The 25,006-nt window shown below is 71.3% G+C and carries 22 protein-coding genes and 1 pseudogene; 12 read left to right on the top strand and 11 right to left on the bottom strand.

What is annotated here, in order from left to right; genetic code table 11:
- Positions 1 to 15: 15 nt before the first annotated feature.
- Positions 16 to 1,374: an MFS transporter gene (locus ACFYR3_RS13630; protein WP_355845669.1), complete on the bottom strand. Its 1,359-nt coding sequence runs from the start codon at positions 1,372 to 1,374 to the stop codon at positions 16 to 18.
- 391 nt (positions 1,375 to 1,765) lie between these two features.
- Between ACFYR3_RS13630 and ACFYR3_RS13625 the strand changes: the two genes are divergently transcribed.
- The 5 genes from ACFYR3_RS13625 (at position 1,766) to ACFYR3_RS13605 (ending at position 6,286) form a co-directional block, all read left to right on the top strand.
- On the top strand, positions 1,766 to 2,869 hold the full coding sequence (locus ACFYR3_RS13625) for a PfkB family carbohydrate kinase (protein ID WP_355845666.1): 1,104 nt from the start codon (positions 1,766 to 1,768) through the stop codon (positions 2,867 to 2,869).
- A 182-nt stretch (positions 2,870 to 3,051) separates the two neighbouring features.
- On the top strand, positions 3,052 to 4,110 hold the full coding sequence (locus ACFYR3_RS13620) for a PhoH family protein (RefSeq protein ID WP_355845663.1): 1,059 nt from the start codon (positions 3,052 to 3,054) through the stop codon (positions 4,108 to 4,110).
- A 12-nt stretch (positions 4,111 to 4,122) separates the two neighbouring features.
- Positions 4,123 to 4,620, top strand: coding sequence for an rRNA maturation RNase YbeY (gene ybeY / locus ACFYR3_RS13615; protein WP_261702645.1), 498 nt, complete (start codon positions 4,123 to 4,125; stop codon positions 4,618 to 4,620).
- Positions 4,617 to 5,930 (top strand): hemolysin family protein, encoded by a 1,314-nt coding sequence (locus tag ACFYR3_RS13610; RefSeq protein WP_356781283.1) that lies wholly within the window; start codon positions 4,617 to 4,619, stop codon positions 5,928 to 5,930. Before ybeY ends, ACFYR3_RS13610 begins: the two co-directional genes overlap by 4 nt.
- Positions 5,927 to 6,286: an MmcQ/YjbR family DNA-binding protein gene (locus ACFYR3_RS13605; RefSeq protein WP_355845657.1), complete on the top strand. Its 360-nt coding sequence runs from the start codon at positions 5,927 to 5,929 to the stop codon at positions 6,284 to 6,286. The genes ACFYR3_RS13610 and ACFYR3_RS13605 overlap by 4 nt, the downstream gene beginning before the upstream one ends.
- Before the next feature lie 65 nt (positions 6,287 to 6,351).
- Here ACFYR3_RS13605 and ACFYR3_RS13600 read toward each other — a convergent pair whose 3' ends face one another.
- The gene (locus tag ACFYR3_RS13600) at positions 6,352 to 7,905 is read right to left on the bottom strand and encodes an MFS transporter (protein ID WP_389282903.1); all 1,554 of its coding nucleotides are present in this window, start codon (positions 7,903 to 7,905) and stop codon (positions 6,352 to 6,354) included.
- 89 nt (positions 7,906 to 7,994) lie between these two features.
- Here ACFYR3_RS13600 and ACFYR3_RS13595 point away from each other — a divergent pair, with 89 nt between their 5' ends.
- Together ACFYR3_RS13595 and ACFYR3_RS13590 are read left to right on the top strand one after the other, a co-directional pair.
- A complete protein-coding gene (locus tag ACFYR3_RS13595; protein ID WP_389282901.1) occupies positions 7,995 to 8,870 on the top strand; it encodes a helix-turn-helix transcriptional regulator in 876 nt (291 codons plus the stop codon).
- A 60-nt stretch (positions 8,871 to 8,930) separates the two neighbouring features.
- Positions 8,931 to 9,284 carry a cytidine deaminase gene (locus tag ACFYR3_RS13590; RefSeq protein ID WP_355845648.1) on the top strand — a complete coding sequence of 118 codons (354 nt, stop codon included), beginning with the start codon at positions 8,931 to 8,933 and terminating at the stop codon, positions 9,282 to 9,284.
- A gap of 234 nt (positions 9,285 to 9,518) precedes the next feature.
- Here ACFYR3_RS13590 and era read toward each other — a convergent pair whose 3' ends face one another.
- A complete protein-coding gene (era, locus tag ACFYR3_RS13585) occupies positions 9,519 to 10,484 on the bottom strand; it encodes a GTPase Era (RefSeq protein WP_261702641.1) in 966 nt (321 codons plus the stop codon).
- Positions 10,485 to 10,729: 245 nt separating this feature from the next.
- On the opposite strand from era, the gene ACFYR3_RS13580 reads away from it, so the two are divergent.
- Positions 10,730 to 12,037, top strand: coding sequence for an ammonium transporter (locus tag ACFYR3_RS13580; protein ID WP_355845644.1), 1,308 nt, complete (start codon positions 10,730 to 10,732; stop codon positions 12,035 to 12,037).
- A complete protein-coding gene (locus ACFYR3_RS13575; protein WP_355845641.1) occupies positions 12,034 to 12,372 on the top strand; it encodes a P-II family nitrogen regulator in 339 nt (112 codons plus the stop codon). Before ACFYR3_RS13580 ends, ACFYR3_RS13575 begins: the two co-directional genes overlap by 4 nt.
- Here ACFYR3_RS13575 and ACFYR3_RS13570 read toward each other — a convergent pair.
- From ACFYR3_RS13570 to ACFYR3_RS13555, 4 genes and pseudogenes are all read right to left on the bottom strand, one after another.
- A pseudogene (locus ACFYR3_RS13570) lies at positions 12,269 to 13,300 on the bottom strand (WxL protein peptidoglycan domain-containing protein); the annotation flags it as partial. The gene ACFYR3_RS13575 and the pseudogene ACFYR3_RS13570 overlap by 104 nt on opposite strands.
- A 108-nt stretch (positions 13,301 to 13,408) precedes the next feature.
- The gene (locus ACFYR3_RS13565) at positions 13,409 to 14,734 is read right to left on the bottom strand and encodes a beta-xylosidase (protein ID WP_389282898.1); all 1,326 of its coding nucleotides are present in this window, start codon (positions 14,732 to 14,734) and stop codon (positions 13,409 to 13,411) included.
- Positions 14,735 to 15,017: 283 nt separating this feature from the next.
- The gene (locus ACFYR3_RS13560) at positions 15,018 to 15,494 is read right to left on the bottom strand and encodes a hypothetical protein (protein ID WP_355845635.1); all 477 of its coding nucleotides are present in this window, start codon (positions 15,492 to 15,494) and stop codon (positions 15,018 to 15,020) included.
- Between the two features lie 294 nt (positions 15,495 to 15,788).
- On the bottom strand, positions 15,789 to 16,631 hold the full coding sequence (locus ACFYR3_RS13555) for a helix-turn-helix transcriptional regulator (RefSeq protein ID WP_355845632.1): 843 nt from the start codon (positions 16,629 to 16,631) through the stop codon (positions 15,789 to 15,791).
- A gap of 119 nt (positions 16,632 to 16,750) precedes the next feature.
- On the opposite strand from ACFYR3_RS13555, the gene ACFYR3_RS13550 reads away from it, so the two are divergent.
- Positions 16,751 to 17,629, top strand: a complete 879-nt coding sequence (locus tag ACFYR3_RS13550; RefSeq protein WP_355845629.1) for an NAD(P)-dependent oxidoreductase — start codon at positions 16,751 to 16,753, stop codon at positions 17,627 to 17,629.
- Between the two features lie 45 nt (positions 17,630 to 17,674).
- Here the strand turns inward: ACFYR3_RS13550 and ACFYR3_RS13545 are convergent, their stop codons facing one another.
- From ACFYR3_RS13545 to ACFYR3_RS13530, 4 genes are all read right to left on the bottom strand, one after another.
- On the bottom strand, positions 17,675 to 18,940 hold the full coding sequence (locus ACFYR3_RS13545) for an MFS transporter (RefSeq protein WP_355845626.1): 1,266 nt from the start codon (positions 18,938 to 18,940) through the stop codon (positions 17,675 to 17,677).
- Positions 18,937 to 20,253: a GH1 family beta-glucosidase gene (locus ACFYR3_RS13540; RefSeq protein ID WP_389282895.1), complete on the bottom strand. Its 1,317-nt coding sequence runs from the start codon at positions 20,251 to 20,253 to the stop codon at positions 18,937 to 18,939. The genes ACFYR3_RS13545 and ACFYR3_RS13540 overlap by 4 nt, the downstream gene beginning before the upstream one ends.
- Positions 20,254 to 20,418: 165 nt before the next feature.
- A complete protein-coding gene (locus ACFYR3_RS13535) occupies positions 20,419 to 20,685 on the bottom strand; it encodes a protealysin inhibitor emfourin (RefSeq protein WP_355845620.1) in 267 nt (88 codons plus the stop codon).
- A 122-nt stretch (positions 20,686 to 20,807) separates the two neighbouring features.
- Positions 20,808 to 21,878, bottom strand: coding sequence for a M4 family metallopeptidase (locus tag ACFYR3_RS13530; RefSeq protein ID WP_389282893.1), 1,071 nt, complete (start codon positions 21,876 to 21,878; stop codon positions 20,808 to 20,810).
- A gap of 320 nt (positions 21,879 to 22,198) precedes the next feature.
- Between ACFYR3_RS13530 and leuA the strand changes: the two genes are divergently transcribed.
- Positions 22,199 to 23,950, top strand: coding sequence for a 2-isopropylmalate synthase (gene leuA / locus ACFYR3_RS13525; protein ID WP_355845614.1), 1,752 nt, complete (start codon positions 22,199 to 22,201; stop codon positions 23,948 to 23,950).
- A gap of 217 nt (positions 23,951 to 24,167) precedes the next feature.
- Positions 24,168 to 24,863: a TerB family tellurite resistance protein gene (locus ACFYR3_RS13520; RefSeq protein WP_389282890.1), complete on the top strand. Its 696-nt coding sequence runs from the start codon at positions 24,168 to 24,170 to the stop codon at positions 24,861 to 24,863.
- The last annotated feature ends 143 nt before the right edge of the window (positions 24,864 to 25,006 follow it).

The following is a 25,006-nucleotide window of genomic DNA, read 5'->3' as shown; positions in this document are numbered from 1 at the left end:
GACAGGGGACGGGCGTCAGACGGTCACGGGCCCCGGCGCGGACACGGTGGCCGCCGTGTGCCGGGGTCCCGCCGTGCCGTAGGCCTCCCGCTGGGCGGGCACGCCCCCCAGTGGGATCTCCACGACGGCGTTGTCCACGGCCGGGACCGGCGGCACGGAGATCTCCACGACCGGGATCTCCGCGTAGTGGCCTGCCGCGGCCGGGATCTCCGTGACCGGCGTCTCCAAGACCGGGATCTCCACGATCCGGGTGGTGCGCCGTGGGCGCAGGGCCACGAGGGTCATCGGGACGCCGATGAGCAGCAGGCCGACCGCCAGGACCGTTCCCATCGCCGGGTAACCCGCCCGTGCGGACAGCAGGCTGCCGGTGAGCGGGCCGCACGCCGTGCCGAGCGAGGAGGCGGAACCGACGAGGACCGCCCACCGGCCGCGCGGGTCCATGGACGCGGCGAGGCCGATCACATACGAGAGCACGACCGGGTACAGCGTGTTCCAGGCGATCTCACCCGCCGCGAACGACGTCAGATCGGTGGCCGCCGCGCTCAGCGCGATACAGCCGGCGATCAGCGCCGTGCCCACGCCGATCGGCAGCGCCCGGCCGAGCCGCGGGCCGAGGGCGCCCGCGCCGACGGTCCCGAGCAGTCCGGCGCCGAGCGCCACCGCGAAGACCGCCCCGACCTCGACCTCGGTGAGGCCCGCCTGGGTCAGACCTATCCGGCCGCTCACGCCCCACAGGGAGTTCTGCGCGAGGGACCAGAAGAGCATCGCGCCGGCGAGGAGCAGGCCGGAGCGGCGGTGCGGGAGCGGGGCGGCGGTGCGCGGGGTGTGGGCGGCCGGGGTGCGCGCGGGGAGCCGTCCCGTCAGGGACAGCGCGAGCAGCGCCGTGCAGGCGATCGCGGCGAGCGGGACACCGTGGGCCGGGCCCAGATGGGGGATCGTCAGATACAGGGCGCCCGCGAGGCCGGAGACGCCGAGCAGACCCAGGGTGGTGACCCGGTGCGGATCGTGCCGACCGGCGATTCCGGTCGCGGCGACCGCGGTGGCCGTACCGGAACCGAAGCCGCCGACGATCGCACCGGCGACGACGAGAGGGACGGCCGACGAGAGCGCGGCGGTGCCGTAGCCGACGGCCGCGAGGAGCAGGCCTGCGCGGGCCAACCTGCGCGGGCCGAAGCGGTCGACGCGGGAGGCGAGCAGGAAGCCGGCCGAGGCCGAACTCAGCAGCAGGACACTGCCGACGGCACCGGCCTGGGTGGCCGAGAGCGGGAGTCCCGCGTCCAGGCGGCCGACGGTGGTGGGGAGCAGATACGCGGCGAGGTACCCGGCCGTGAAAAGGGCGACGAGGGGCCAGGGCGTGGGGGTGCGGGCGGACACGGGCGTTCCCAGGGCAGGCGAGAGCGGCTCAAGAAGAGGGGGGATCGGGGCGGCTGTCGACGGACAGGAACGCGCGGGCAATTTGTATCAAGGTGGGGGGTCCGCGAAGAAGGCGTCGCCATGTGATCTGGGGCACTCTTCGTTTGTGGTGGGGTCCCCGGGGTAGGAGGGCCCGCTTTTCGAGCGCCGGGCGGAGCCGGGTGCGGTGCCGATGCCGATGTCGGTGCCGCGCGTACAGGGCACGGGTCTCCGGGCACGGAGCGGGCGACGGTCAGGTCGGTGACGTGCCCACCCGCACCACGGATCACGCCCGCCCCGGCGTGACCACACGGCCCCGCGTGGCCCGCGTGGTGCACACTGGCCAGATCCGGACCATCCCAGGGAGCGCACCGTGATCGACGGCGAGGGACCGTTCCGCCAGGCCCATGTCGACCCGCTCGCCGGGCTGCGCACGGCCGAGGACCCGCCCTGGGACGTCTACCTCACGGGCACCGTCTTCCTGGACATCATCTTCACCGGGCTCGACTCCGCCCCCGTGCGCGGCACCGAGTCCTGGGCGCGCGGCATGGGTTCGAGCCCCGGTGGCGTCGCGAACATGGCGACCGCCCTCGCCCGGCTGGGCCTGAAGACCTCCCTCGCGGCCGCCTTCGGGGACGACCACTACGGGGAGTACTGCTGGGACGCCCTGGAGCAGGGCGAGGGCATCGATCTGGCGCCGTCGCGGACCGTGCCCGGCTGGCACTCGCCGGTCACCGTGTCGATGGCGTACGAGGGCGAGCGGACCATGGTCAGCCACGGGCACGAGCCGCCGCACGAGGAGCCCGCCCCGGACTGCCCGCCGCGCGCGCGTGCAGCCGTCGCCTCGCTGACCCCGGGAATCCGCGCGCCCTGGATCGCGCAGGCCGCGAGCCGGGGCACCCGGATCTTCGCGGACGTCGGCTGGGACGACACCGGCCGCTGGGACCTGGCGGGCCTCGCCGATCTGGCGCACTGCGAGGCGTTCCTGCCGAACGCCGAGGAGGCCATGCGGTACACCGGCGCCGACTGCCCCCGCGCGGCGGCGCACGCGCTGGCCGAGCACGTACCGCTGGCGGTCGTCACCCTCGGCTCCGACGGCGCCTACGCCGTGGACGGCCGCTCCGGGGAGAGCGCCGAGGTCCCGGCGATCGCCGTCGAGGCGCTGGATCCCACCGGCGCGGGTGACGTCTTCGTCGCCGGATTCGTCATGGGGACCCTGGCCGACTGGCCGCTGGCCGACCGTCTCGCCTTCGCCGGGCTGATCGCCGCGCTCTCCGTCCAGGAGTTCGGCGGATCGCTGTCGGCGCCCGGCTGGTCGGAGATCGCCGCCTGGTGGCGCCGGGTCCAGTCGGTCGACGACCAGGATCCGGCGGCCCTCAGCCGGTACGCCTTCCTGGAGGGCCTGCTCCCTGAGGTCACCCGCCCCTGGCCGCTGCGCCGGGCGGTACCGACGATCGGTTTCGGCCGCTCGGCGTGAGACCACCTGGTCATGAGGCCGGTGCGCCCTCAGATCCCGGCGCGGCCTCAGGTCACGACCTCGTGACCTCAGGAAAAGCCCTACGGCTCCGTGAGTGCCGCGACGTACGCTGGGGAACGCAAGGCTGCCCGTGTGGCAAGCGTGCCGACCGAGGAGGATACGCAGGCCTACAGAGCCGGCCCATGACTCAGACACCCACAGCTCACGGCCCCGCTCAGGGGCAGGCGCGCGCGCACTTCACCGTCCCGGCCAAGCACCCCATGGTGACCGTTCTCGGTTCCGGAGACGCCCTGCTGCGCGTGATCGAGAAGGCCTTCCCGGCGGCCGACATCCACGTCCGGGGAAACGAGATCAGTGCGGTCGGCGACGCCGGTGAAGTCGCTCTCGTCCAGCGCCTGTTCGACGAGATGATGCTGGTGCTCCGCACCGGGCAGCCCATGACGGAGGACGCAGTGGAACGCTCGATCGCCATGCTCAGGGCGAGCGAGAACGGGGAGGGCGACGGCCAGGAGACTCCGGCCGAAGTGCTCACGCAGAACATCCTGTCCTCGCGAGGCCGCACCATCCGCCCCAAGACGCTCAACCAGAAGCGCTACGTCGACGCCATCGACAAGCACACCATCGTGTTCGGCATCGGCCCCGCCGGTACGGGCAAGACGTACCTCGCCATGGCGAAGGCCGTCCAGGCGCTCCAGCTCAAGCAGGTCAACCGGATCATCCTGACCCGCCCGGCGGTCGAGGCCGGCGAGCGTCTCGGCTTCCTGCCCGGCACGCTCTACGAGAAGATCGACCCCTATCTGCGCCCGCTCTACGACGCACTGCACGACATGCTCGACCCCGACTCGATCCCGCGCCTGATGGCGGCGGGCACGATCGAGGTCGCGCCGCTGGCGTACATGCGCGGCAGGACCCTGAACGACGCTTTCATCATCCTGGACGAGGCCCAGAACACGAGCGCCGAGCAGATGAAGATGTTCCTCACCCGGCTCGGCTTCGACTCGAAGATCGTGATCACCGGTGACGTGACGCAGGTCGACCTTCCGAGTGGTACGAAGTCGGGTCTGCGGCAGGTCCAGGACATCCTGGAGGGCCTCGACGACGTCCACTTCTCGCGGCTCACGTCCCACGATGTCGTACGGCACAAGCTGGTCGGCCGTATCGTCGACGCGTACGAGAAGTACGACAGCGAGAACGGCACCGAGAACGGCTCCCACAAGAGCCGGGGCCACAAAGGGAAGTAGACCAGCACCGCCATGTCGATCGACGTCAACAACGAGTCCGGAACCGAGGTCGACGAGCAGGCGATCCTCGACATCGCCCGCTACGCGCTCGCACGGATGCGCATCCACCCGCTCTCCGAGCTCTCGGTGATCGTCGTGGACACGGACGCCATGGAGCAGTTGCACATCCAGTGGATGGACCTGCCGGGACCGACAGACGTCATGTCCTTCCCGATGGACGAGCTGCGTCCGCCGTCCAAGGACGACGACGAGCCGCCGCAGGGACTGCTCGGCGACATCGTGCTCTGTCCCGAGGTCGCCGAGCAGCAGGGCAAGGACGCCCCGACGCAGCACACCATGGACGAGGAGCTCCAACTGCTCACCGTCCACGGCGTGCTGCACCTGCTCGGCTACGACCACGAGGAAGCCGACGAGAAGGCCGAGATGTTCGGGCTGCAGGCCGCCATCGTGGACGGCTGGCGTGCGGAGAAGGGCATCACGGGTCCGTCTCCGGCCCCGACCGTGTCATGAGCCCACAGCTGGTCATCGGTGCCATCACCCTGGTCGTCGTCGCCTGGCTCGCCGCCTGCGCGGAGGCGGGCCTCGCGCGCGTCTCCAGCTTCCGCGCCGAGGAGGCGGTCCGCAGCGGCCGACGCGGCAGCGCCAAGCTCGCGCAGGTCACCGCGGACCCGACGCGCTATCTGAACGTGGCGCTGCTGGTCCGCGTGGCCTGCGAGATGGCGGCCGCCGCGCTCGTCGTCTTCGCCTGCCTGAAGGAGTTCGACCGGACCTGGCAGGCCCTGGCCGTCGCCATCGCCGTCATGGTCCTCGTGTCGTACGTCGCGGTCGGTGTCTCACCGCGCACCATCGGCCGCCAGCACCCGCTGAACACCGCGACGGCGGCGGCGTACGTCCTGCTGCCACTGGCCCGGATCATGGGCCCGATCCCGCCGCTGCTGATCCTCATCGGCAACGCGCTCACCCCCGGCAAGGGATTCAGGCGCGGCCCGTTCGCCTCCGAGGCGGAGCTGCGGGCGATGGTCGACCTCGCCGAGAAGGAGTCGCTCATCGAGGACGAGGAGCGCCGCATGGTGCACTCCGTCTTCGAGCTCGGCGACACCCTCGTGCGCGAGGTCATGGTGCCCCGCACGGACCTCGTCGTCATCGAGCGCTACAAGACCATCCGGCAGGCCCTCACCCTCGCCCTGCGCTCGGGCTTCTCGCGCATACCCGTCACCGGGGAGAACGAGGACGACATCGTCGGGATCGTCTACCTCAAGGACCTGGCCCGCAAGACCCACATCAGCCGGGACGCCGAGTCCGAGCTCGTGTCCACCGCCATGCGGCCCGCCACCTTCGTACCCGACACGAAGAACGCCGGAGACCTGCTGCGCGAGATGCAGCAGAAGCGCAATCACGTCGCCGTCGTCATCGACGAGTACGGCGGCACGGCCGGCATCGTCACCATCGAGGACATCCTCGAGGAGATCGTCGGCGAGATCACCGACGAGTACGACCGCGAACTGCCACCCGTCCAGGAGCTCGGCGGCGACAGCTTCCGGGTGACCGCCCGCCTCGACATCGGTGACCTCGGCGAGCTGTACGGCTTCGAGGCCTACGACGACGAGGACGTGGAGACCGTCGGCGGACTGCTCGCCAAGGCACTGGGACGGGTCCCCATCGCCGGTGCCTCCTCGGTGGTCGAACTGCCCGACGGGCGCGAGCTGCGGCTGACCGCGGAGGCCGCGACCGGCCGCCGGAACAAGATCGTCACGGTCCTCGTCGAGCCGGTCGAGCCGGGCGGCCCGGCCGGGCCGCCCGAGCGGGAGAAGCCGGAATGACCCCGCAGCGGCTGCGCGCGCTCTGCCTGTCCTTCAACGCGACCGTCGAGGACTTCCCCTTCAACCCCGAGACCTCGGTCTTCAAGGTGCTGGGCAAGGTCTTCGCCCTGACGAGCCTGGACGCGCGCCCGCTCAAGGTCAACCTGAAGTGCGACCCGCAGGACGCGATCCGGCTGCGCGAGCAGCACCCCGGGCTGATCATCCCGGGCTACCACATGAACAAGCGGCACTGGAACACGGTGACCGTCGACGGCGAGCTCCCGGACAGCCTGGTCCGGGAGCTCATCGAGGATTCGTACGATCTCGTCGTGGCCGGTCTGCCGCGGGCCGAGCGACTGCGCCTCGACCGCCCCTGACCTCAGCGGGTCACCCCCTGAGGGCTTGGAGGGTGACGCCTGACCCTCAGGGTCCGCCCCGACCCTCAGCGGGTGCGTGCTGCCGTGCCGTGTCGCCCGAGTCCCGCCGCGACCAGGACCGCCGCCGCCAGCACGATCACCGCGTCCAGGGCGAGGACCGTGTGGACGCCGCTCAGCAGGTCGTCCGACGTGGTCGCGAGGACACCGAGGAGCGGGATGCCGACTGTGATGCCCACCTGCTGGGTGGACGTCACCAGGCCGGTGGCCAGGCCCTGTTCCTCGTCCGGGACGCCCGAGGTGACGGTCAGGCCGTACGAGATGATCGCGCCCAGATGGCACATGCTGGCCAGCGACACCCCGGCGGCGGCGATCCAGACGGACGAGGTGTGCGCGCCCAGCAGCAGCATCCCCGCCACGAAGAGCCCCTGCCCGGCCAGCGAGCCGACCAGCGTACGGCGGGCGCCGAACCGGCCGATGACCTTCGAGGCGTACATCCCGGCTACGGCCGACAGCACACCCTGCGCGCCGAAGACCAGGCCGGTCTCGAAGGCGGAGAGGCCGAGCGTCTCCTGGAGGTACAGGGTCAGCACGAACACGACCGTCGACATCATCGAGAAGGTGACCAGGCCGCCCAGGTTGCCCCAGGCCACCGTGCGGCGGCGCAGCATCGTCAGGCTGACGAGCGGGGCGGCGGCACGGGACTCGATCCGGACGAAGGCACCGAGCAGCAGCACGCCCGCGACGAGCGTCGTGACGACGTCCGCGCCGCCGAAGCCGCGGTCCGCCGCCGTCGACAGCGCGTAGATCAGGGCCAGCAGACCACCGGTGACGGTGACCGCCCCCGGGATGTCCAGGCGCGGGCGGTCCGGGACTCCGGCACCCGCCACGTCCCCGGAGCCGTGGGGACGGGACACGGGCAGCAGGCCCGGGGCCAGCGGCAGCACGATCAGCGCGAACAGCGACAGCAGACCCATCGTCGAACGCCAGCCCAGCACGTCGGTCAGGACGCCGCCCGCCACCATGCCGATCGTGAAGCCGAGCGACAGGAGCGTGCCGGAGATGCCCAGGGCGCGGTCACGTGCCGGGCCTTCCGGGAAGGTCGTGGTCAGCAGCGACATGCCGGTCGGCACGATCGCCGCCGCGCCCAGCCCCTGCAGGGCCCGTCCGGCCAGGAACGACGCCGGGTCCCAGGCGAAGGTCGCGAGCAGCGAGGCCGCCCCGAACAGGGCCAGCCCGGCGAGGAAGAGCCTGCGGCGGCCGAACAGGTCGCCGACGCGGCCGAAGAGGAGAAGGAAGCCGCCGGACGGCAGCGCGAAGGCGGTGATCGCCCACTGGAGCGCGGACCGGCTCATGCCGAGGTCCCGGCCGAGCACGGGCAGCGCCACGTTCAGGACCGAGAAGTCCAGCGCGACCATGAACTGGGCCGCGCACAGCACGAAGAGCACGAGCCCGTCACGCCGCGACAGCCGGGCGGCGCGGGGTGGTCGGTGGTCCCTCCCGGGGACCGGGGGAGCGGAGGAGGTGTCGGCCCGTGGGCCGTTCGTGGTGCCCGGACCGGTGCCCGGCGTGCCGCCGCCGGGGGTGCGGGTGGTGGACTCGGTCGTCGTCTCGGTGGTCATGGCAAGAGCTTGCGGCGGCCGGAATATCCGTGGGGAGCCGGAACTTATGCTGGTGGCCGCACCACCAGTCACCGGAGGGGGAGGCACACGTGACGGAGGACGCGCCCAGGAACCAACGGCGCCCGGAACTGCGGGAGTTCCTGAAGAGCCGCAGGGCACGGGTGTCACCGGCCGAGGCCGGGCTTCCCGACGGCGGTGCCCGCCGCCGCACACCGGGGCTGCGCCGCGAGGAGGTCGCCGTCCTCGCGGGCGTGGGCGCCTCCTGGTACCAGTGGCTGGAGCAGGGGCGGGACATCTCCGTGTCGCCGCAGGTCCTGGACTCGGTCGCCCGCGTGCTGCGGCTCAGCAACACCGAGCGGCGCCATCTGTACACGCTGGCCGGAATGAACCCGCCCGTGCCCGAAGTCGCCCCCGGGGACCGGGACATGTGCGACGGGCTGCGGCGGCTGATCGACACGTGGATGCCGTATCCGGCGCACATCATGGACGCGTACTACAACTGCGTCATGTACAACGACGCCGCCGCGGTGGTCCTCGGTATGCGCCCCGAGATCACCCAGAACTGCGTCGTCGACTTCTTCACCGACCCGCTCTACCGGGGCCGTTCCAAGACGTGGGAGCGCAACGCCCGTACCGTCGTCGCCCAGTTCCGCGCGTCGTGCGCCGTCGCGCCGGACGACGAGGGTTTCCGCGAACTGCTGGCCGAACTGACCGGATCCAGCGCCGAGTTCGCCGAGCTGTGGGAGCTGCGGGACATCGAGGACGCCGGGCAGATCCGCAAGGAGCTCGACCATCCGCTGGTGGGTCTGCTCGCCGTGGAGTCCACCGCGATGAAGGTGCCGGTCCGGCCGGATCTCACGATCGTGCTGCACACACCGCTGCCGGAGGCGAACACGGCCTCGAAGCTGGAGTGGCTCGCCTCGCCGGAGGGCCGGCGCGGGTCGATGTACCCGGTGGCCGGCTGACCCGTCGCGTCGGGTGACCCTTCGGCGGGTACGCGCGCCGGCACTTCGTATGCTCTGGTCATGACCGACAGCAGCGCGCTCGACCCCGAGGACCGCAAGATCGTCACCCTGGCCCGTTCCACGCGGGCCCGCAACGGTGTGCCCGAGGGCGCGGCCGTACGCGACGAGACGGGGCGTACCTACGTCGCCGGGACCGTGGAGCTGGAGTCGCTGCGGCTGAGCGCCCTGCAGACGGCCGTGGCGATGGCCGTGGCGTCCGGGGCGAAGTCCCTGGAGTCGGCGGCCGTGGTGTCCGAGGCGGAGGCCGTCACGGACGCGGACCGTGCGGCCGTACGGGATCTGGGCGGGCCCGGGACACCGGTGCTGCTGGCCGGACTCGACGGCGTCGTACGCGTGACGGTGACGGCGGGCTGAGACCGCGTGTGACGGCGGGCTCAGGCTCACGGTGACGGCGGGCTGAGACCGCGTGTGACGGCGGGCTCAGGCTCACGGTGACGGCGGCCTGAGAAGGCTTCCTTCCGACCCCGGACGACTTTCTCGCGCCCCTGGACGCCTTTTTCCCGCCCCTGGACGCACAGACGGCCCGGAGACCGGGCCGTCTGCCCGTTGACCGGGCGTCTTCAGGTTCCTCAGGGGCGCTGAGGTGTCTCAGAAACCGAGCTTGCGCAGCTGCCGCGGGTCGCGCTGCCAGTCCTTGGCGACCTTCACATGGAGGTCGAGGAAGACCGGCGTGCCCAGCAGCGCCTCGATCTGCTTGCGGGACTTGATGCCGACGTCCTTCAGGCGCTTGCCCTTGGGGCCGATGATGATGCCCTTCTGGCTGGGGCGCTCGATGTAGACGAAGGCGTGGATGTCGAGGAGCGGCTTGTCGGCGGGGCGGTCCTCGCGCGGCAGCATCTCCTCGACCACGACGGCGATGGAGTGCGGAAGCTCGTCGCGGACGCCCTCCAGGGCGGCCTCGCGGATCAGCTCCGCGATCATGACCTGTTCCGGCTCGTCCGTCAGGTCACCCTCGGGGTAGAGGGCGGGCCCCTCCGGCAGCAGCGGGACGATCAGATCGGCCAGCAGACCCACCTGCGAGTCGCCCACCGCGGACACCGGCACGATCTCGGCCCACTCGAACCCGAGCTCCCGGCCGAGCTGGTCGATCGCGATGAGCTGCTCGGCGAGCGTCTTGCTGTCGACGAGGTCGGTCTTCGTGACGATCGCGATCTTCGGCGTCTTCTTGATCGACGCCAGTTCCTTCGCGATGAAACGGTCACCCGGGCCGAGCTTCTCGTTCGCGGGCAGGCAGAAGCCGATCACGTCGACCTCGGCCCAGGTGGTGCGGACGATGTCGTTGAGCCGCTCACCCAGCAGGGTGCGCGGTTTGTGCAGGCCAGGGGTGTCGACGAGGATCAGCTGCGCGTCGGGCCGGTGCACGATGCCCCGCACGGTGTGCCGCGTGGTCTGCGGCTGGTTCGCGGTGATCGCCACCTTCTGGCCGACCAGAGCGTTCGTGAGGGTGGACTTGCCCGCGTTGGGGCGGCCCACGAAACAGGCGAAGCCGGCGCGGTGGTTCCCCACTGCCTCGGACGGCTCGGATGACTGGTTGCGAACGCTCATGGCGCCCATTCTCCCTGATCGTCGGGCGCCCGCCGTACCAAGCTGTTCGATACCGCGGAGGCGGGCATTCCGACACCCGCGCCCAGGGCGTCCAGGAGTCGCCCGCCGGGCGTTCACGCGCCGTACGCCGGACACCTCATCTGTGAGGATTCGGAAATCGCGGCGCAATGAAACACGGCGGAAACGCGGGTGTGCGCAACCGGAAATGCGCGCCCGTGACGCTCTGACGACGCCCCCACCCCGTTGGAGAGACCGTGACTCTGGCCGCTGCCCGGATCGACACCGGCGACACAGCCTGGCTGCTCGCCGCCACCGCGCTCGTCCTCCTGATGACGCCCGGCCTGGCCCTGTTCTACGGCGGCATGGTCCGCGCGAAGAGCGTGCTCAACATGCTCATGATGAGCTTCGTGTCGATCGCCCTGGTCACGGTGGTCTGGCTGACCGCCGGATACTCCCTCGTGTTCGGGCGGGACGCGTTCGGCGGGCTCATCGGCGGGCTGCGGCACGCGGGGATGGCCGGGCTCGGGCCGGACAGCGTGCAGGGCAGCGTCCCCACCCTGCTCTTCGCCACCTTCCAGCTCACCTTCGCGATCATCACCGCCGCGCTGATCAGCGGGGCGGTCGCCGACCGGGCGAAATTCGGGGCCTGGCTCGTCTTCGTGCCCGTCTGGGCGCTCCTCGTATACGTTCCCGTCGCCCACTGGGTCTGGGGTCCCGGCGGCTGGATCCGCGACGGTCTCGGCGCGCTCGACTTCGCCGGCGGTATGCCGGTCGAGATCACCTCGGGTGCCTCCGGGCTCGCGCTGTGCCTGGTCCTCGGACCGCGGCTCGGCTTCAAGAAGGACGCCATGCGCCCGCACAACCTGCCCATGGTCATGCTCGGCGCCGGTCTCCTCTGGTTCGGCTGGTTCGGCTTCAACGCCGGGTCCGCCCTCGGCGCCAACGGTCTGGCCGCCGCTGCCTTCCTCAACACCCTCACCGCCGGCTGCACGGGCCTGCTCGGCTGGCTCCTGGTCGAGCAGCGGCGCGACGGCCACCCGACCACGCTGGGCGCCGCCTCGGGCGCGGTCGCCGGTCTGGTGGCCATCACCCCGTCCTGCGGGTCCGTGTCCCTGCTGGGCGCGCTCGCCGTCGGGCTCGCCGCCGGCGTCGTCTGCTCGTACGCCGTGAGCTGGAAGTTCAAGTTCGACTACGACGACTCGCTGGACGTCGTCGGCGTCCACCTGGTCGGCGGTGTCATCGGCACGCTGCTCATCGGGGTCTTCGCCGTCCACGGGATGACGGGCGGGATCGACGGGCTGCTGTACGGGGGCGGCCTCGGCCAGCTCGGCCGGCAGCTGGTCGGCGTGCTGGCCGTCGGGGGGTACGCGTTCGCCGCCACGTACGGCATCGCCAGGCTGCTCGACCGGCTCATGGGTCTGCGCGCGGACGAGGAGCACGAGCAGAACGGCCTGGACCTTACGGTGCACGCCGAGAGCGCCTACGATCACGGGGTCCTGGGCCACGGCGCCCCGGTGTCGTCGTCCCTTCCCACCGCGCAGAAGGTCAAGCACCAGGCATGAAGCTCATCACCGCCGTCGTCAAGCCCCACCGGCTCGACGAGGTCAAGACCGCCCTGCAGGAGCTCGGTGTGCACGGGCTGACCGTCACCGAGGCCAGCGGCTACGGGCGTCAGCGCGGGCACACCGAGGTGTACCGCGGCGCCGAGTACCGCGTCGACCTGGTCCCCAAGGTCCGGATCGAGGTCGTCGTCGAGGACGCGGTGGCCGACGCGGTCATCGACGCGGTGGTGAAGGCCGCGCAGACCGGGAAGATCGGGGACGGAAAGGTGTGGTCCGTACCCGTGGAGACAGTCGTACGGGTACGGACGGGCGAACGCGGGCCCGACGCACTCTGATCGTCACCACCGCCGCGGCGAACGCGGCTCCCACCAGCACGGCCACCAGCCACGGCAGCGCCAGGAACGACACGCTCGCCGACTCCCTGGTCCCGGGCGCGCTGGCAGTCAACGTCACATCGCCCCAGTCGAGTTGGGGCGCCCCGCGCCAGGGCACGGTGAGCCGGACCCGCTGGCCCGGGAGCAGTTCCGAGGGGATGCCCGTGAGGCCGCGGGACAGCAGGGTCCGCCCGAAGAGGCCCTCGGCCCTCAGCCGCACCTTCGGGTTCAGTGTCACGTTGCCCGTGTTGTGGAGGGTGTACGAGACGGTGGCCGTGCCCGCGCCGGTGCCGGGGATCAGCGGCTGGTGATGGGTGAGGCGGACCTTCTCCACGGCGAGGGCGGGGACCGTCGGCCCGCCGACCCGGAGGTAGACCCGGGCGGCCACGGCTCGTTGCACCCCGACCGAGAGGGAGCCCGAGCCCGTCTCGATCCGTTCGTCGAGCGCCACCAACGCGCCCGGATGGTCGCCGGGTTCGGCCCGCTCCGGGACCCGGAGCGTGAACGGCACGGTGACCTCGCCGTGCGCGGGCACGGCGACCCGGGAGCGGTCGGGCCGCGCCCACGCCCCCACCCCGCGCTGCCTCTCCTTCAGCGTGCGCACGGCGAAACCGCCGTCGCGCGCGGTGTTGTAGGCGTCGGCCGCGTACAGCCGGAACGTCAGGGGGCCGCCGGTCTTGTTGGCGACGGTGACCTTGTCGCGGAGCGTCTGGCCGGGGTCGGCGGAGAGATAGAAGTACGGCCGTGCGGCGATGCGCGAGGACACGGGGTAGACCGACCAACTGCCGTTGTCGGCCGCGTACGAGGGCGTCGCCAGGAAGGCCGAGACGGCCGAGACGGCCGCGAAGACAGAAAACAGGGTCAGGAGGAGGGCGTACGGCTTGCGCATGGGTGCGGACCCCCGCGGACGGCATGGGCGACGTGGGCGGACGAGGTGGACGGGCGGGTGCGCGCCCGGCCACCGGGGTGCGGATGGACCGGTCGAGTGGCGGACCGGTCAGCTGAGCGTCAGCGTGAGCACACCGGAGTAGGAGCCGGGGGGCGTGAACTCCGGTACGTTCAGCGACAGTCCGGCGTCGACGGTGAACTCACCACCGGTGAGTGTCCCGTTCGGGGTGGATGCCAGTGTCGCTCCCGAGGTGCCCACCGCGCCGGACGAACCGGCCTGGCAGGTGCTCGGGCTGCCGGCCTTGGTGGCGCAGGCCGGGGTCCAGCTCAGGGCACCGGCATCGATCTTCGCGCCGGGGCCGGTGAAGTCGGTGACCTTGCCGGTCAGGGACCAGCCCGCGGGTCCGCCGCGGAAGTCCTTGACCGTCACCGTCTGCAGGGCGCCCGTGGAGGCACCGCCCTTGCCGTAGTCGACCGCCGACAGTGCGACGGCGTCCCCGGCCTGGGTCATCGACAGCGTTCCCGCCTTCACCGTGGTGGTGAGCCTCTGACTGCCGTCCGGGACGGGCGTGTTGTCGTTGACGACATACGCGGCGGGACCCGCGCCGGTGTCCGCGTTCCAGCTTCCTCCCTCGTACGCGACCACGCCGGTCGTCGTCTTGTCGTTGACGACGAGCGAGCCGCTGAAGGAGCCCTGGGCGTTCGCGGTCACGGTCGCCGTGTCGGCGGTCTGGGTGGCCCCGGACCGTCCGGCGAGGGTGACGGTGGCGCCCGGGGTGAAGTCGCTGCCGGTGACGGTCACGCTGTCACCGGGGTTCCCGGAGGCCGAACCGAGCTGGATGGCCCGGGTGTTGGTCTGTCCGCCCGTCGCGGTGACCGTCTCCGACACCGGGGCGGGCGGGGTGATGACCGTGCACGGGGTGTCCAGCTCCATGATGTAGCTGGTGTGGATGTTGTAGTCGCTCGGCGACAGGGTGATCGCGCCGGGCGCGGTGACGGTGAACGTGCCCGTCATGCTGAACGACGGGAAGGCGCCCTTGCCGGGCACCGGGTCGTTCTTCTTGGGACCGGCGACGGTGACGCTTCCGGTCTGCGCCCCGCCGAGCGCGACCTTGCCGGTGGGCGTCATGATGTCCGCCGGAAGCGCGATGTCGACGGGGTTGCTGGCGGCGGGCTTGACCACCGTGTAGGTCACGGTGACCGTGTCGCCGACCTTGGGACTCGCGTTGTCCACCGCGATCTTCGCGGTGGTGGTGCCGTCGATCGGCGGGATGCCCGCGATCGCGGGCGGGATGCAGTGCGTGGCGAAGTCCACGTTGGTGGGCGTGGCTCCGGCCGGGGCGGCCAGCGCACCTCCCGCGGTGAGCGCGAGTACGGTCGCCCCGAGCAGTGCCGCGAGGCGGCGTCTTCGGGTTGTCGGACCCGTGGTTGACATGGTTGTTGCCCCCTCCTGAGGGATGCGGGCGCAGCGGCTCGTCTGCGCCGACAGGGGGCCATTGATGTGCGGGTTGTGTGAGAAGTCAATGGAGTCCCGGCGCAGTGACTGATGGGCCATCAGTTTCTGTCATGGTCATCGACCGCCATCGGGCCGGTCATCGACCGGTCGCCAACCCAAGCTGTACGCAAGGGAGTTGGGGGTTGGGGGTTGGGGGACTGCGGAGGGCCGGCGCCGCTGCGTGCGGGCGGCACCGGCCCTCGTCACGTCGTGGCGCGGTGGGTCAGTCGAAGACGAACGGGCCCGGGGACTGCGGCGCGTCCGCCGTGCAGGTGATGGTGATGCCGAAGACCACCATCGTCAGGGAGCCGCCGTAGGTCTCCAGGCTGTCGCCGGAGGCGACGGTGCCGTCGAGGGGGCCCACCGAGACTCCGCCGCCTGCGGCGATCGCGGGGTTCTTCGTGCCGCTGAAGGCGGTGGTCCCGCCGCTTGCGTTCACCAGGGTCAGGGTGGAGGTGACCGAGTTCTCGGCGATGGGGAGCGGGGACGTGATGGCGGTGGAGCTGAGGGTGATGGTCGCGGCCGTGCCGTCCTGCGTGGCCGTGAGGGTGGCCGCACCGCCGCCACCGAGGGTGCAGGTCGCGTTGATGGTGGCCGTCTGGGGAGTGACGGCCGCGGCGGTCGGCGCGAAGGCCAGACCGGTCACGGCGAGGGTGCCGGCGGCTAACGCCGCGACGGTTCCGAGTCGCTTGCCTCTCATTGAAATCCCTTCCCTTGTGGGGGAATTGCCATGTGGGGATGGTCGGGACGGGGTCGTCCGCCCTGGTCCGGGCACACGGGCTCCTCACCTCTGTGCTCGGTGAGGGTGCGGGGAGACGTGTACGCGGACCGTCCGCGCGTGGGGTGCGGGACGCCGTGCGGCGGAGGTGTTTCTGACGGTCCGTCGGAATGTGCGGTTCCATTGAGGCGCGGGTGCCTCACGATTGCAAGGGAAGCGGACCCTTTCCTTCAACGGTTGTGGAAAGTGGCCGAAGTTGCACCCGGGCCCGGAAGGTCACCGCTGACCGGCGGCCGGAGCCATGTTCTGCAGGCCCACCACGCGCAGCAGCTGGAGACGCTCGTACGACTCGGTGCCGGGGCGTGCGGTGTGGACGACGAGGAGCTGGTTGTCGCCGGAGCTGAGCAGGAACTCGCAGTCGAGTTCCAGCAGACCGACCGTGGGGTGCACGAACCGTTTCGTCGCGGAGCGCCGCACGGCGACCTCGTGGGACTCCCAGAGGTCCGCGAACTCCTCGCTCGTGGAGCGTAGTTCGGCCACCAGGGCGGCGGGGGCCGGGTCGTCGGGGCGGGCCGCCGTGACCGCGCGCAGGTTGGCGACGTGGGAGCGGGAGTGCTCGCGGCGGTCCTCGGGTGGGAAGAGGGCGCGGGACCGCGGGTCGGTGAAGAACCGTCGTACGACATTGCGCCCGGGGTCCGCCTCGCCTGTCAGCGCCGCCGCCATCGTGTTCTGCGCGAGCACCTCGCCGTAGTCGGTCATGACCTGCGCGGGTGCGTCGTGCAGCCGGTCGAGGATCAGGAGCAGCCCGGGCCGGACGTGCGGCGAGGCGCTCCCGGCTCGCGGGGGCTCCTCGCCGACCAGGTGGAACAGGTGGTCCCGCTCGTCGCCGGTGAGCCGCAGTGCCCGGGCCAGCGCGCCCAGCATCTGGCGGGAGGGGCGCGGCCCGCGTGACTGTTCGAGCCGGGTGTAGTAGTCCACGGACATGCCCGCGAGCGCCGCCACCTCCTCGCGGCGCAGGCCCGGGGTGCGGCGGCGGGAACCGGCCGTGAGCCCCACGTCGGAGGGCTCCAGACGGGCGCGGCCGCGGCGCAGGAAGTCGGCGAGTTCGGCTCGGTTCACCTCTCCAGCGTGACGCAGGCCGCCGGTCTTATCCAGGCACTGCCGGTCCCTGGATCAGGAGGTCTCTCCCGCTCCGCCCGGCACGGGGGGACGGTGGAGGCCGACGAGAGGAGCAGATCATGCTGACACTGGTGACCGGAGCCACCGGCGAGGTCGGACGCCGCTTCGTACCCCGCCTTCTGCAGCAGGCACCCCCCGGCGACCGGGTACGGGTCCTGGTCCGTGACGAATCCCGGGCGACGGCCCTCGCCGGCCTCACCGGCCCGACCGGCCTCGGGGCCGAGATCGCCGTCGGGGACCTGCGCGACTCCGAGACGCTCGGCAAGGCCCTCGCGGGCGTCGACGCGGTGGTGAACATCGCGGCCGCCTTCCGCGGCGTGCCGGACGAGGAGGCCTGGGCGGTCAACCGCGACGTCGCGGTTGAGCTGGGCCGCGCCGCACTGTCCTCCGGGGTGCGCCGGTTCGTGCAGGTCAGCACCAGTCTGGTGTACGGGACCGGTCGGGGCCGCCCGCTGACCGAGGACGACAAGAGCATGCCGGGCGGCGAGATGTGGGGCGCCTACCCGGCGTCCAAGGCGGAGGCGGAGCGCGGCCTGCTCGCCCTGGAGGGCGGTATGGACGTCCGGATCGGCCGCCTCGCCTTCGTCTACGGGGAGGGCGACCCGCATCTCGCCGCGTCGATGAGGTGGGCCGCGCACTGGGCCGCCGGCCAACGGCTCCAGATGGTCCACCACGCGGACGTCGCCCAGGGACTGAACCGCCTCCTGTACGCCCCCGGCGTGGGCGGCGGCCGGATCTACAACATCGCCGACGACGCCCCCGTCACCGCCGTCGACCTCCACCGGATCAACGGCGTCGAGGTGCCGCCCGCCCTGTACGAGCGCACCGACCCCGACCCCTGGAACGGAATCGTGTCCACCGACCGCATCCGCCACGACCTGGGCTTCCGCCCCGTGTACCCGTCGCTGTGGACGGCCAGGGACGCCGGGGCCCTGTGACCGGGCCCGGCGGTCCCCCGAGGTGACCGCCCGGCCCGCTCGGCCCTAGTCCACCCCCTTGATCCGCCCCACCAGCACCGCCCCCGCGAGCCCGATCACCGCGGCGACCAGGTAGAGCACCCGGTAGCCGCCCAGGTACGTCACGATCGGGGCCGCCAGTACGGGGGCCGCGACCTGGGGGAGGGCGTTGGCGATGTTGATGACGCCGAGGTCCTTGCCGCGGTCGAGAGCCTTCGGCAGGACGTCGGTCATCAGGGCGAAGTCGACGGAGGTGAAGACGCCGAAGCCGATGCCGAGGACGGCCGCGGCGGTGATCGCGCCGGGCCAGGTCTGCCAGCCGGCCAGCGCCGCTGTGGCCACCGCCATCAGGACGCCGGACCAGACCACGAACGGCTTGCGGCGGCCCAGCCGGTCCGACCACACCCCGCCCACCACGACGGTGGCGAGCAGCGTGACCCCGTTCACCGCCGTGAGGATCAGAACACCCTGCTCGGGGTCGCCGTAGTGCAGCCGGTCCCGCAGGTAGTAGAGCAGGTACAGCAGCACGAGGGCGTTGCTGAGGTTGATCAGGAAGCGGGTCAGCCAGGCCCACGCCAGGTCGGGGTGCTCGCGCGGGCTCAGCCGGAACGAGGCGACGAACGCGCGCCCGGACCAGGGCGGGCGGGCGGACACCGGCAGGCGCAGGTCCGGGTAACGCAGCACGTAGGGCAGGACGCCTACCAGCGTGAACACCGCGCACGCCGCGTACCCGCCGCCGGTGCCCCCGGCCACCGTCGCGAGTCCCGTGCCGCCGACCACGCCGAGGATCTGCGCGGCGCCCAGCCAGCCGCCCACGGAACCCCGTTGCAGCCGCGGCACCCGGTCGGGGACGGCAGCGGTGACCGCGGCGAACGCGGCGTTCAGGGTCAGTTGGACCAGGCACCAGCCCGCCGCCATCGTCCACACGCCGCCCGCTCCCGCGAGGAGCAGCAGGGACAGCGCTCCGCCCGCCGCCCCGGCCACGATCCACGGCGTACGGCGGCCCCGGCGCGCGGTCGTACGGTCGGACAGCGCGCCGAAGAGGGGGTTGGCGATCAGTGAGACGACCGCGCCCGCACCCGTCACCCAGGCCAGCATCGCCTCCTTGGACATGCCGGTGCCGGGCGCGAAGTCCTCCGCCTGGGAGGCGAGAAGGATCTGCAGGGGGCCGTACCAGCCCACCCAGATCGCCCCGTTGGCGAGCGAGAGCGCGGAGGTCCAGCCCCGGCCGACCCGTTCGACGGGCTCGGCGAGGGCGGCCACGGGTATGACCGGGTGGTCGGCCGCGGTCATCTCTGGGCCCGCAGGGCGTGCCGCAGCCAGTTGTACGACGCCTTCGGGGTCCGCTCCAGCGTGTCGAAGTCGACGTGCACGAGACCGAAGCGGCGCGCGTACCCCTCCGCCCACTCGAAGTTGTCCATCAGTGACCAGACGAAGTAGCCGCGTACGTCCACACCCTGCTCCAACGCCCGGTGCAGTGCCCGGACATGACCGTCCAGGAAGGCGATCCGCTCCTGGTCGTCGATGCCGTCGTACGAGCAGCCGTTCTCGGTGATGACGACGGGCGGGAGCCGTTCCCCGTAGCGCTCGTGGAAGCCGACCAGCAGCTCGGTGAGCGCCTCGGGCACCACCGGCCAGCCGAAGTCGGTGACCGGGTAGCCCTCCAGTTCCTTGACCGTGAAGGGCAGTTCGGCGGGCAGCGTGAGTCCGCTGAACTCGATCTCCGCGCCCTCGGGAGCGCCTACCTTCGTCGGCTGGTAGTAGTTGATCCCGTACCAGTCGACCGGCTCACCGATGATCTTCAGGTCCGCCTCGACGTCACCGGGCATCAACTCGCCGATGCCGTCGGGGTAGCGGCCCAGCAGGACGGGGTCGGCGAAGAGGCGGTTGAGCAGGAGGTCGTAGAAGTCGGCCGCCTCCACGTCCTCGGTACGGTCCGAGGCCGCCCAGGTCGGGCCGTGCGAGTTGGCGATCCCGATGTCGCCGGCGCCGGCCGCGCGCAGGGCCCGTACGGCGAGACCGTGCGCGAGGAGCTGGTGGTGGGCCACCGGCAGCGCGTCGAACAGGAGCTGCTTGCCGGGGGCGTGCGCGCCGAGCGCGTGGCCCAACAGGGTGTGTTCGGCGGGCTCGTTGAGAGTGATCCACTTCTTGACACGGTCGCCGAGGCGTTCGGCGACGACCGAGGTGTACTCGGCGAACCGCTCGGCGGTGTCCCTGTTCAGCCAGTCGAGTTCCGCCGGCAGGTCCCAGTGGAAGAGGGTCGGTACGGGCCGTATGCCCGCCGCGCACAGGGCGTCGACCAGGCGGTCGTAGAAGTCGAGGCCGCCCGGGGAGTTCACCCGGGGCCAGGAGACCGAGAAGCGGTACGCGTCCACGCCGAGGCCGGCGAGGAGTGCCACGTCCTCGGGGTAGCGGTGGAAGTGGTCGCAGGCCACCGCCGCCGTGGAGGCGTCCTTGATGTGTCCGGGCCCGGCGCTGAAGGCGTCCCACACCGAGGGGGCGCGTTCGTCCACGGCCCCCTCGATCTGGTGGGCCGAGGTGGACACGCCCCAGAGGAAGCCGGACGGGAACTGCGGGAGGGGGATCGTCGCCATGCGCGCGATCATCTGTACCGGCGGTAACGGAAGTCAACGGTTCGGCGTGACCGCGTTCGGCGGCCTCCGTCAGGCGTTCCCCGTCTGGCGTTTTCCCGTCAGGCCGTGAGGCGTCCTCCGCCGGGCCGTGGGGCCGTCCGCGCCGGCCGTGAGGCGTCCTCCGTCAGCCGTCCTCCGTCAGGCGCCTTCCTTCAGTACCCGTGAGATCAGCTCGCGCTGCTCCTCCGTCAGTGCGGGGTCGGCGGCGTAGACCGTCTTCCCGTCCACGGTGATCCGATAGTTGAAGCCGTCGGGGACGCCGGCCGGGGGCGTGCCCCGGCCGGCATCGAGTGCCCGCTCGGCCAGGGCGTGCCACTCGGGGGCGTCCGGCCGTGCCGAGGTGTCCACCTCGCCACGGCGCTCGATGCCCGCGAACCCGCCCGTGCGCCGCACTTCGATACGCATGGGTCCTGTCTAGTACGAGTCGGGCGCCCGAGGCCAGGCCTTCGGGCTACGGGTCCGGGACTTGCGGGACCCGGGCCGCCGGTCCGGGGCTGCCGGTCCGGAGCTGCCGTCCCGTCCGGGGCTTACGCGGACGGGACTCCGACCTGCTCCCAGGCCTTCGTCACGGCCAGCAGTTCCTCCCCGTCGTTGTACCGGGTCCGCGCGGCGGCGAGCGTGAGCCGCGCGAAGTCCGAGAAGAGGGCCTGCTGGGGCAGCTCCCCGCCGGTGAGGACGTCGTACCAGATCTGTCCGGCCCGCTCCCAGGCGTGGCCGCCGAGTGCCTGGGCGACGAGGTAGAAGGCGTGGTTGGGGATGCCGGAGTTGATGTGGACGCCGCCGTTGTCGCGGCCGGTGCTGACGTAGCCGTCCATCGTCCCGGGCTGCGGGTCCTTGCCGAGGGCGTGGTCGTCGTACGCGGTGCCTGGCGCCTTCATGGAGCGCAGGGCGGTGCCGCTGATCCGCGGGGCGAGCAGACCGGCGCCGATCAGCCAGTCGGCCTCGGTGGCGGTCTGGCCGAGCGTGTACTGCTTGATCAGCGAGCCGAAGACGTCCGACATGGACTCGTTCAGGGCGCCCGGCTGGCCGAAGTAGGTGAGGTTCGCCGTGTACTGGGTGACGCCGTGGGTCAGTTCGTGGCCGATGACGTCGACCGGGATGGTGAAGTCGAGGAAGATCTCGCCGTCGCCGTCGCCGAACACCATCTGCTCGCCGTTCCAGAAGGCGTTGTTGTAGTTCGTGTCGAAGTGCACGGTCGCGTCGAGCGGCAGGCCCTCGCCGTTGATCGAGGTGCGGTGGTAGGCGTTCAGGTAGAGGTCGAAGGTCGCGCCGAGACCGGCGTACGCGCGGTTGACCGTGGCGTCCTTGCCCGGCTTGTCGCCCTCGCCGCGGACCTTCTTGCCGGGGAGGTCCTGGCGATGACGGGCGTCGTAGATCGTGCGGTGCGGTGTGTGCTCGTCGGCTCCCGCGGGCGCGGGCACGGCCGGCGCGCCGAGGACGGTGGTCAGCCGCCGGTGGGTGCGCTCGTACGCGTCGCGCTCCAGGGTCTGGCGCGCGGGACCGGAGAGCGCCGGGTCCTCGTGCTGGGCGAGCTTGTCGAGGACGTGTGGCGGCACGATGGTGCAGTGGACGGGCTCGAAGCCCCCGTTGGTCGTCATGCCCGGCACCCTTGCACTGAGTGACTTGCATGTCACTACGTGCAACCATGATTGGTGAAATGCGGAGATAAGGAGCCTGGGATTCCGCCTGGAAGTGGTATGGCGCACTTTTTGTACCTTTTGGGAGGCGCGATCCCGCATACTGATACAGCCCTCCGTACGGAGCGCCGCTCCGCTACGCTGCGGAGCATCATGCGTTTCGGGCTGCTTCTCCTTAGCTGCCGCGGCGAGGGCCTGTAGTCGAGGCCGACCCCCTCCCCGCGGAGTCTGGCGTTGCGCCGTCGGCCGTCCTTTCGGACATCCTGAGGAGCCTACGCATCATGGCGAAGAGCCAGAGCAGCCAGCACACGCGCCCGAACCGTCAGCGTCCCACGTCGATGCCGGTCCACAAGTACGGGCAGTACGAGCAGGTCGACATCTCCGACCGCGACTGGCCGAACAACCGGATCACCGTCGCCCCCCGCTGGCTCTCCACGGACCTGCGCGACGGCAACCAGGCCCTGATCGACCCCATGTCGCCCGCGCGCAAGCGCGAGATGTTCGACCTGCTGGTGAAGATGGGCTACAAGGAGATCGAGGTCGGCTTCCCGGCGTCGGGCCAGACGGACTTCGACTTCGTCCGGTCGATCATCGAGGACGAGACCGCGATCCCGGACGACGTCACGATCTCCGTACTGACCCAGGCCCGCGAGGACCTGATCGAGCGGACCGTCGAGTCGCTGAAGGGCGCCAAGCGCGCCAACGTGCACCTGTACAACGCCACCGCCCCGGTCTTCCGCCGTGTCGTCTTCCGCGGCTCCAAGGACGACATCAAGCAGATCGCCGTGGACGGCACCCGCCTGGTCGCCGAGTACGCGGAGAAGCTGCTGGGCCCCGAGACCGAGTTCGGGTACCAGTACAGCCCCGAGATCTTCACCGACACCGAGCTGGACTTCGCCCTGGAGGTCTGCGAGGCGGTCATGGACGTCTGGCTGCCCGGTCCGGGCCGCGAGATCATCCTCAACCTGCCCGCCACGGTGGAGCGTTCGACCCCCTCCACGCACGCGGACCGCTTCGAGTGGATGGGCCGCCACCTGTCCCGCCGCGAGTACGTCTGCCTGTCGATCCACCCCCACAACGACCGCGGTACGGCCGTCGCCGCCGCCGAACTGGCGCTGATGGCCGGCGCCGACCGCGTCGAGGGCTGCCTGTTCGGCCAGGGTGAGCGCACCGGCAACGTCGACCTGGTCACCCTGGGCATGAACCTGTTCTCGCAGGGCGTCGACCCGCAGATCGACTTCTCCGACATCGACGAGATCCGCCGTACGTGGGAGTACTGCAACCAGATGGAGGTCCACGCGCGCCATCCGTACGCGGGCGACCTGGTCTACACGTCCTTCTCCGGCTCCCACCAGGACGCCATCAAGAAGGGCTTCGACGCGATGGAGGCCGACGCGGCCGCCAAGGGCGTCACCGTCGACGACATCGAGTGGGCCGTCCCGTACCTGCCCATCGACCCGAAGGACGTCGGCCGCTCCTACGAGGCCGTCATCCGCGTCAACTCGCAGTCGGGCAAGGGCGGTATCGCGTACGTCCTGAAGAACGACCACAAGCTGGACCTGCCGCGCCGGATGCAGATCGAGTTCTCGAAGATCATCCAGGCGAAGACGGACGCCGAGGGCGGCGAGGTCACGCCGAAGGACATCTGGGCGACCTTCCAGGACGAGTACCTGCCCAACCCCGCCAACCCGTGGGGCCGTATCCAGGTCAGGACCGGCCAGTCCACCACGGACAAGGACGGCGTGGACACCCTGACCGTCGAGGCCACGGTCGACGGTGCCGACACCGTCCTGAGCGGCACCGGCAACGGTCCGATCTCCGCCTTCTTCGACGCCCTGCAGTCCATCGGCGTCGACGTGCGCCTGCTTGACTACCAGGAGCACACGATGAGCGAGGGCGCCTCCGCGCAGGCCGCGTCGTACATCGAGTGCGCGATCGGCGACAAGGTCCTGTGGGGAATCGGCATCGACGCGAATACGACACGTGCCTCGCTGAAGGCCGTCGTCTCCGCGGTCAACCGAGCGGCCCGCTGACCTCGTTCACCTGGTTCTTTCCGGCCCCGTCCGCCTTTCGAGGCGGGCGGGGCCCGGTCGTATCCCGGCCAATCCATGTGCAGGTCACGAGCAGGTCTCGTCCTAGGTACTGACTACACCTCGACAATGTGGCTAACATCACGCCAGCACGGCGATGTTGCCGTGCGGGTACCTCCCACGCCTTTGAGGCTGTGGGGGAGTTACGGAGGTGTGCGACGTGCTGCCAGGATGGGGACGAAACGGTCGTGCAGTTCAGGTTCCCCGCATCCTGGGCACCCGTACCGCGTGGAGCACCGTGGGCGACGGCGAGTTCTTCTGCCCCGGCTGCGGTGGCGACCGCAACTACCAGCGGCTCGCCGGCCGACGCCGCTTCACTCTTCTGGGTGTTCCCGTGCTCCCGCGCGGCGAGACGGGGCCGGTCGTCGAATGCGCCGCCTGCCGGCACCACTACGGCGCCGACGTCCTCGACCACCCCACCACCACCCGCTTCTCCGCGATGCTCCGCGACGCCGTCCACACCGTCGCCCTCGCGGTCCTCGCTGCGGACGGAGGCTGCGCCCGCGCGTCCCTGGAGACCGCCGCCGCGGCCGTTCGCTCGGCCGGCTTCGACGACTGCACGGAGGACCAGCTCGGAGCCCTCGTCGAGGCCCTCGCCGCCGACACGGGCCGCTTCTTCGGCGAGCCCTGCGGAGCGAGCCTGGCCATAGAGCTCCACGAGGCCCTGGACCCGCTGGCCCCGCACCTCGCCCCGACGGGCCGTGAGGCGATCCTGCTCCAGGGCGCCCGCATCGCCCTCGCCGACGGCCCGTACACCCCCGCCGAACGCGACGTCCTCGCCACCGTGGGCGCGGCCCTGACGATCTGCTCGGACGACGTGACCCGCCTCCTGGCGACGGCACGGACGCCGTCGTAGTCCCGTCCAGCCTCCCGCCTCCCGCCTCCTGGCGACGGCACGGACACCGTCGTAGTCCCGTCCGGCCTCCCGCCTCGTGCCTCCCGCCTCCTGGCGACGGCACGGACGCCGTCGTAGGTGATCCGGGCCGCTCTCCGCGCCTG

Origin of the sequence: Streptomyces sp. NPDC005784, assembly GCF_042871525.1 — a bacterium.
Classification (GTDB): Bacteria; Actinomycetota; Actinomycetes; order Streptomycetales; family Streptomycetaceae; genus Streptomyces.
The sequence above is the reverse complement of the archived record's forward strand: the minus strand, read 5'-3'. Positions and strand labels throughout refer to the sequence as shown.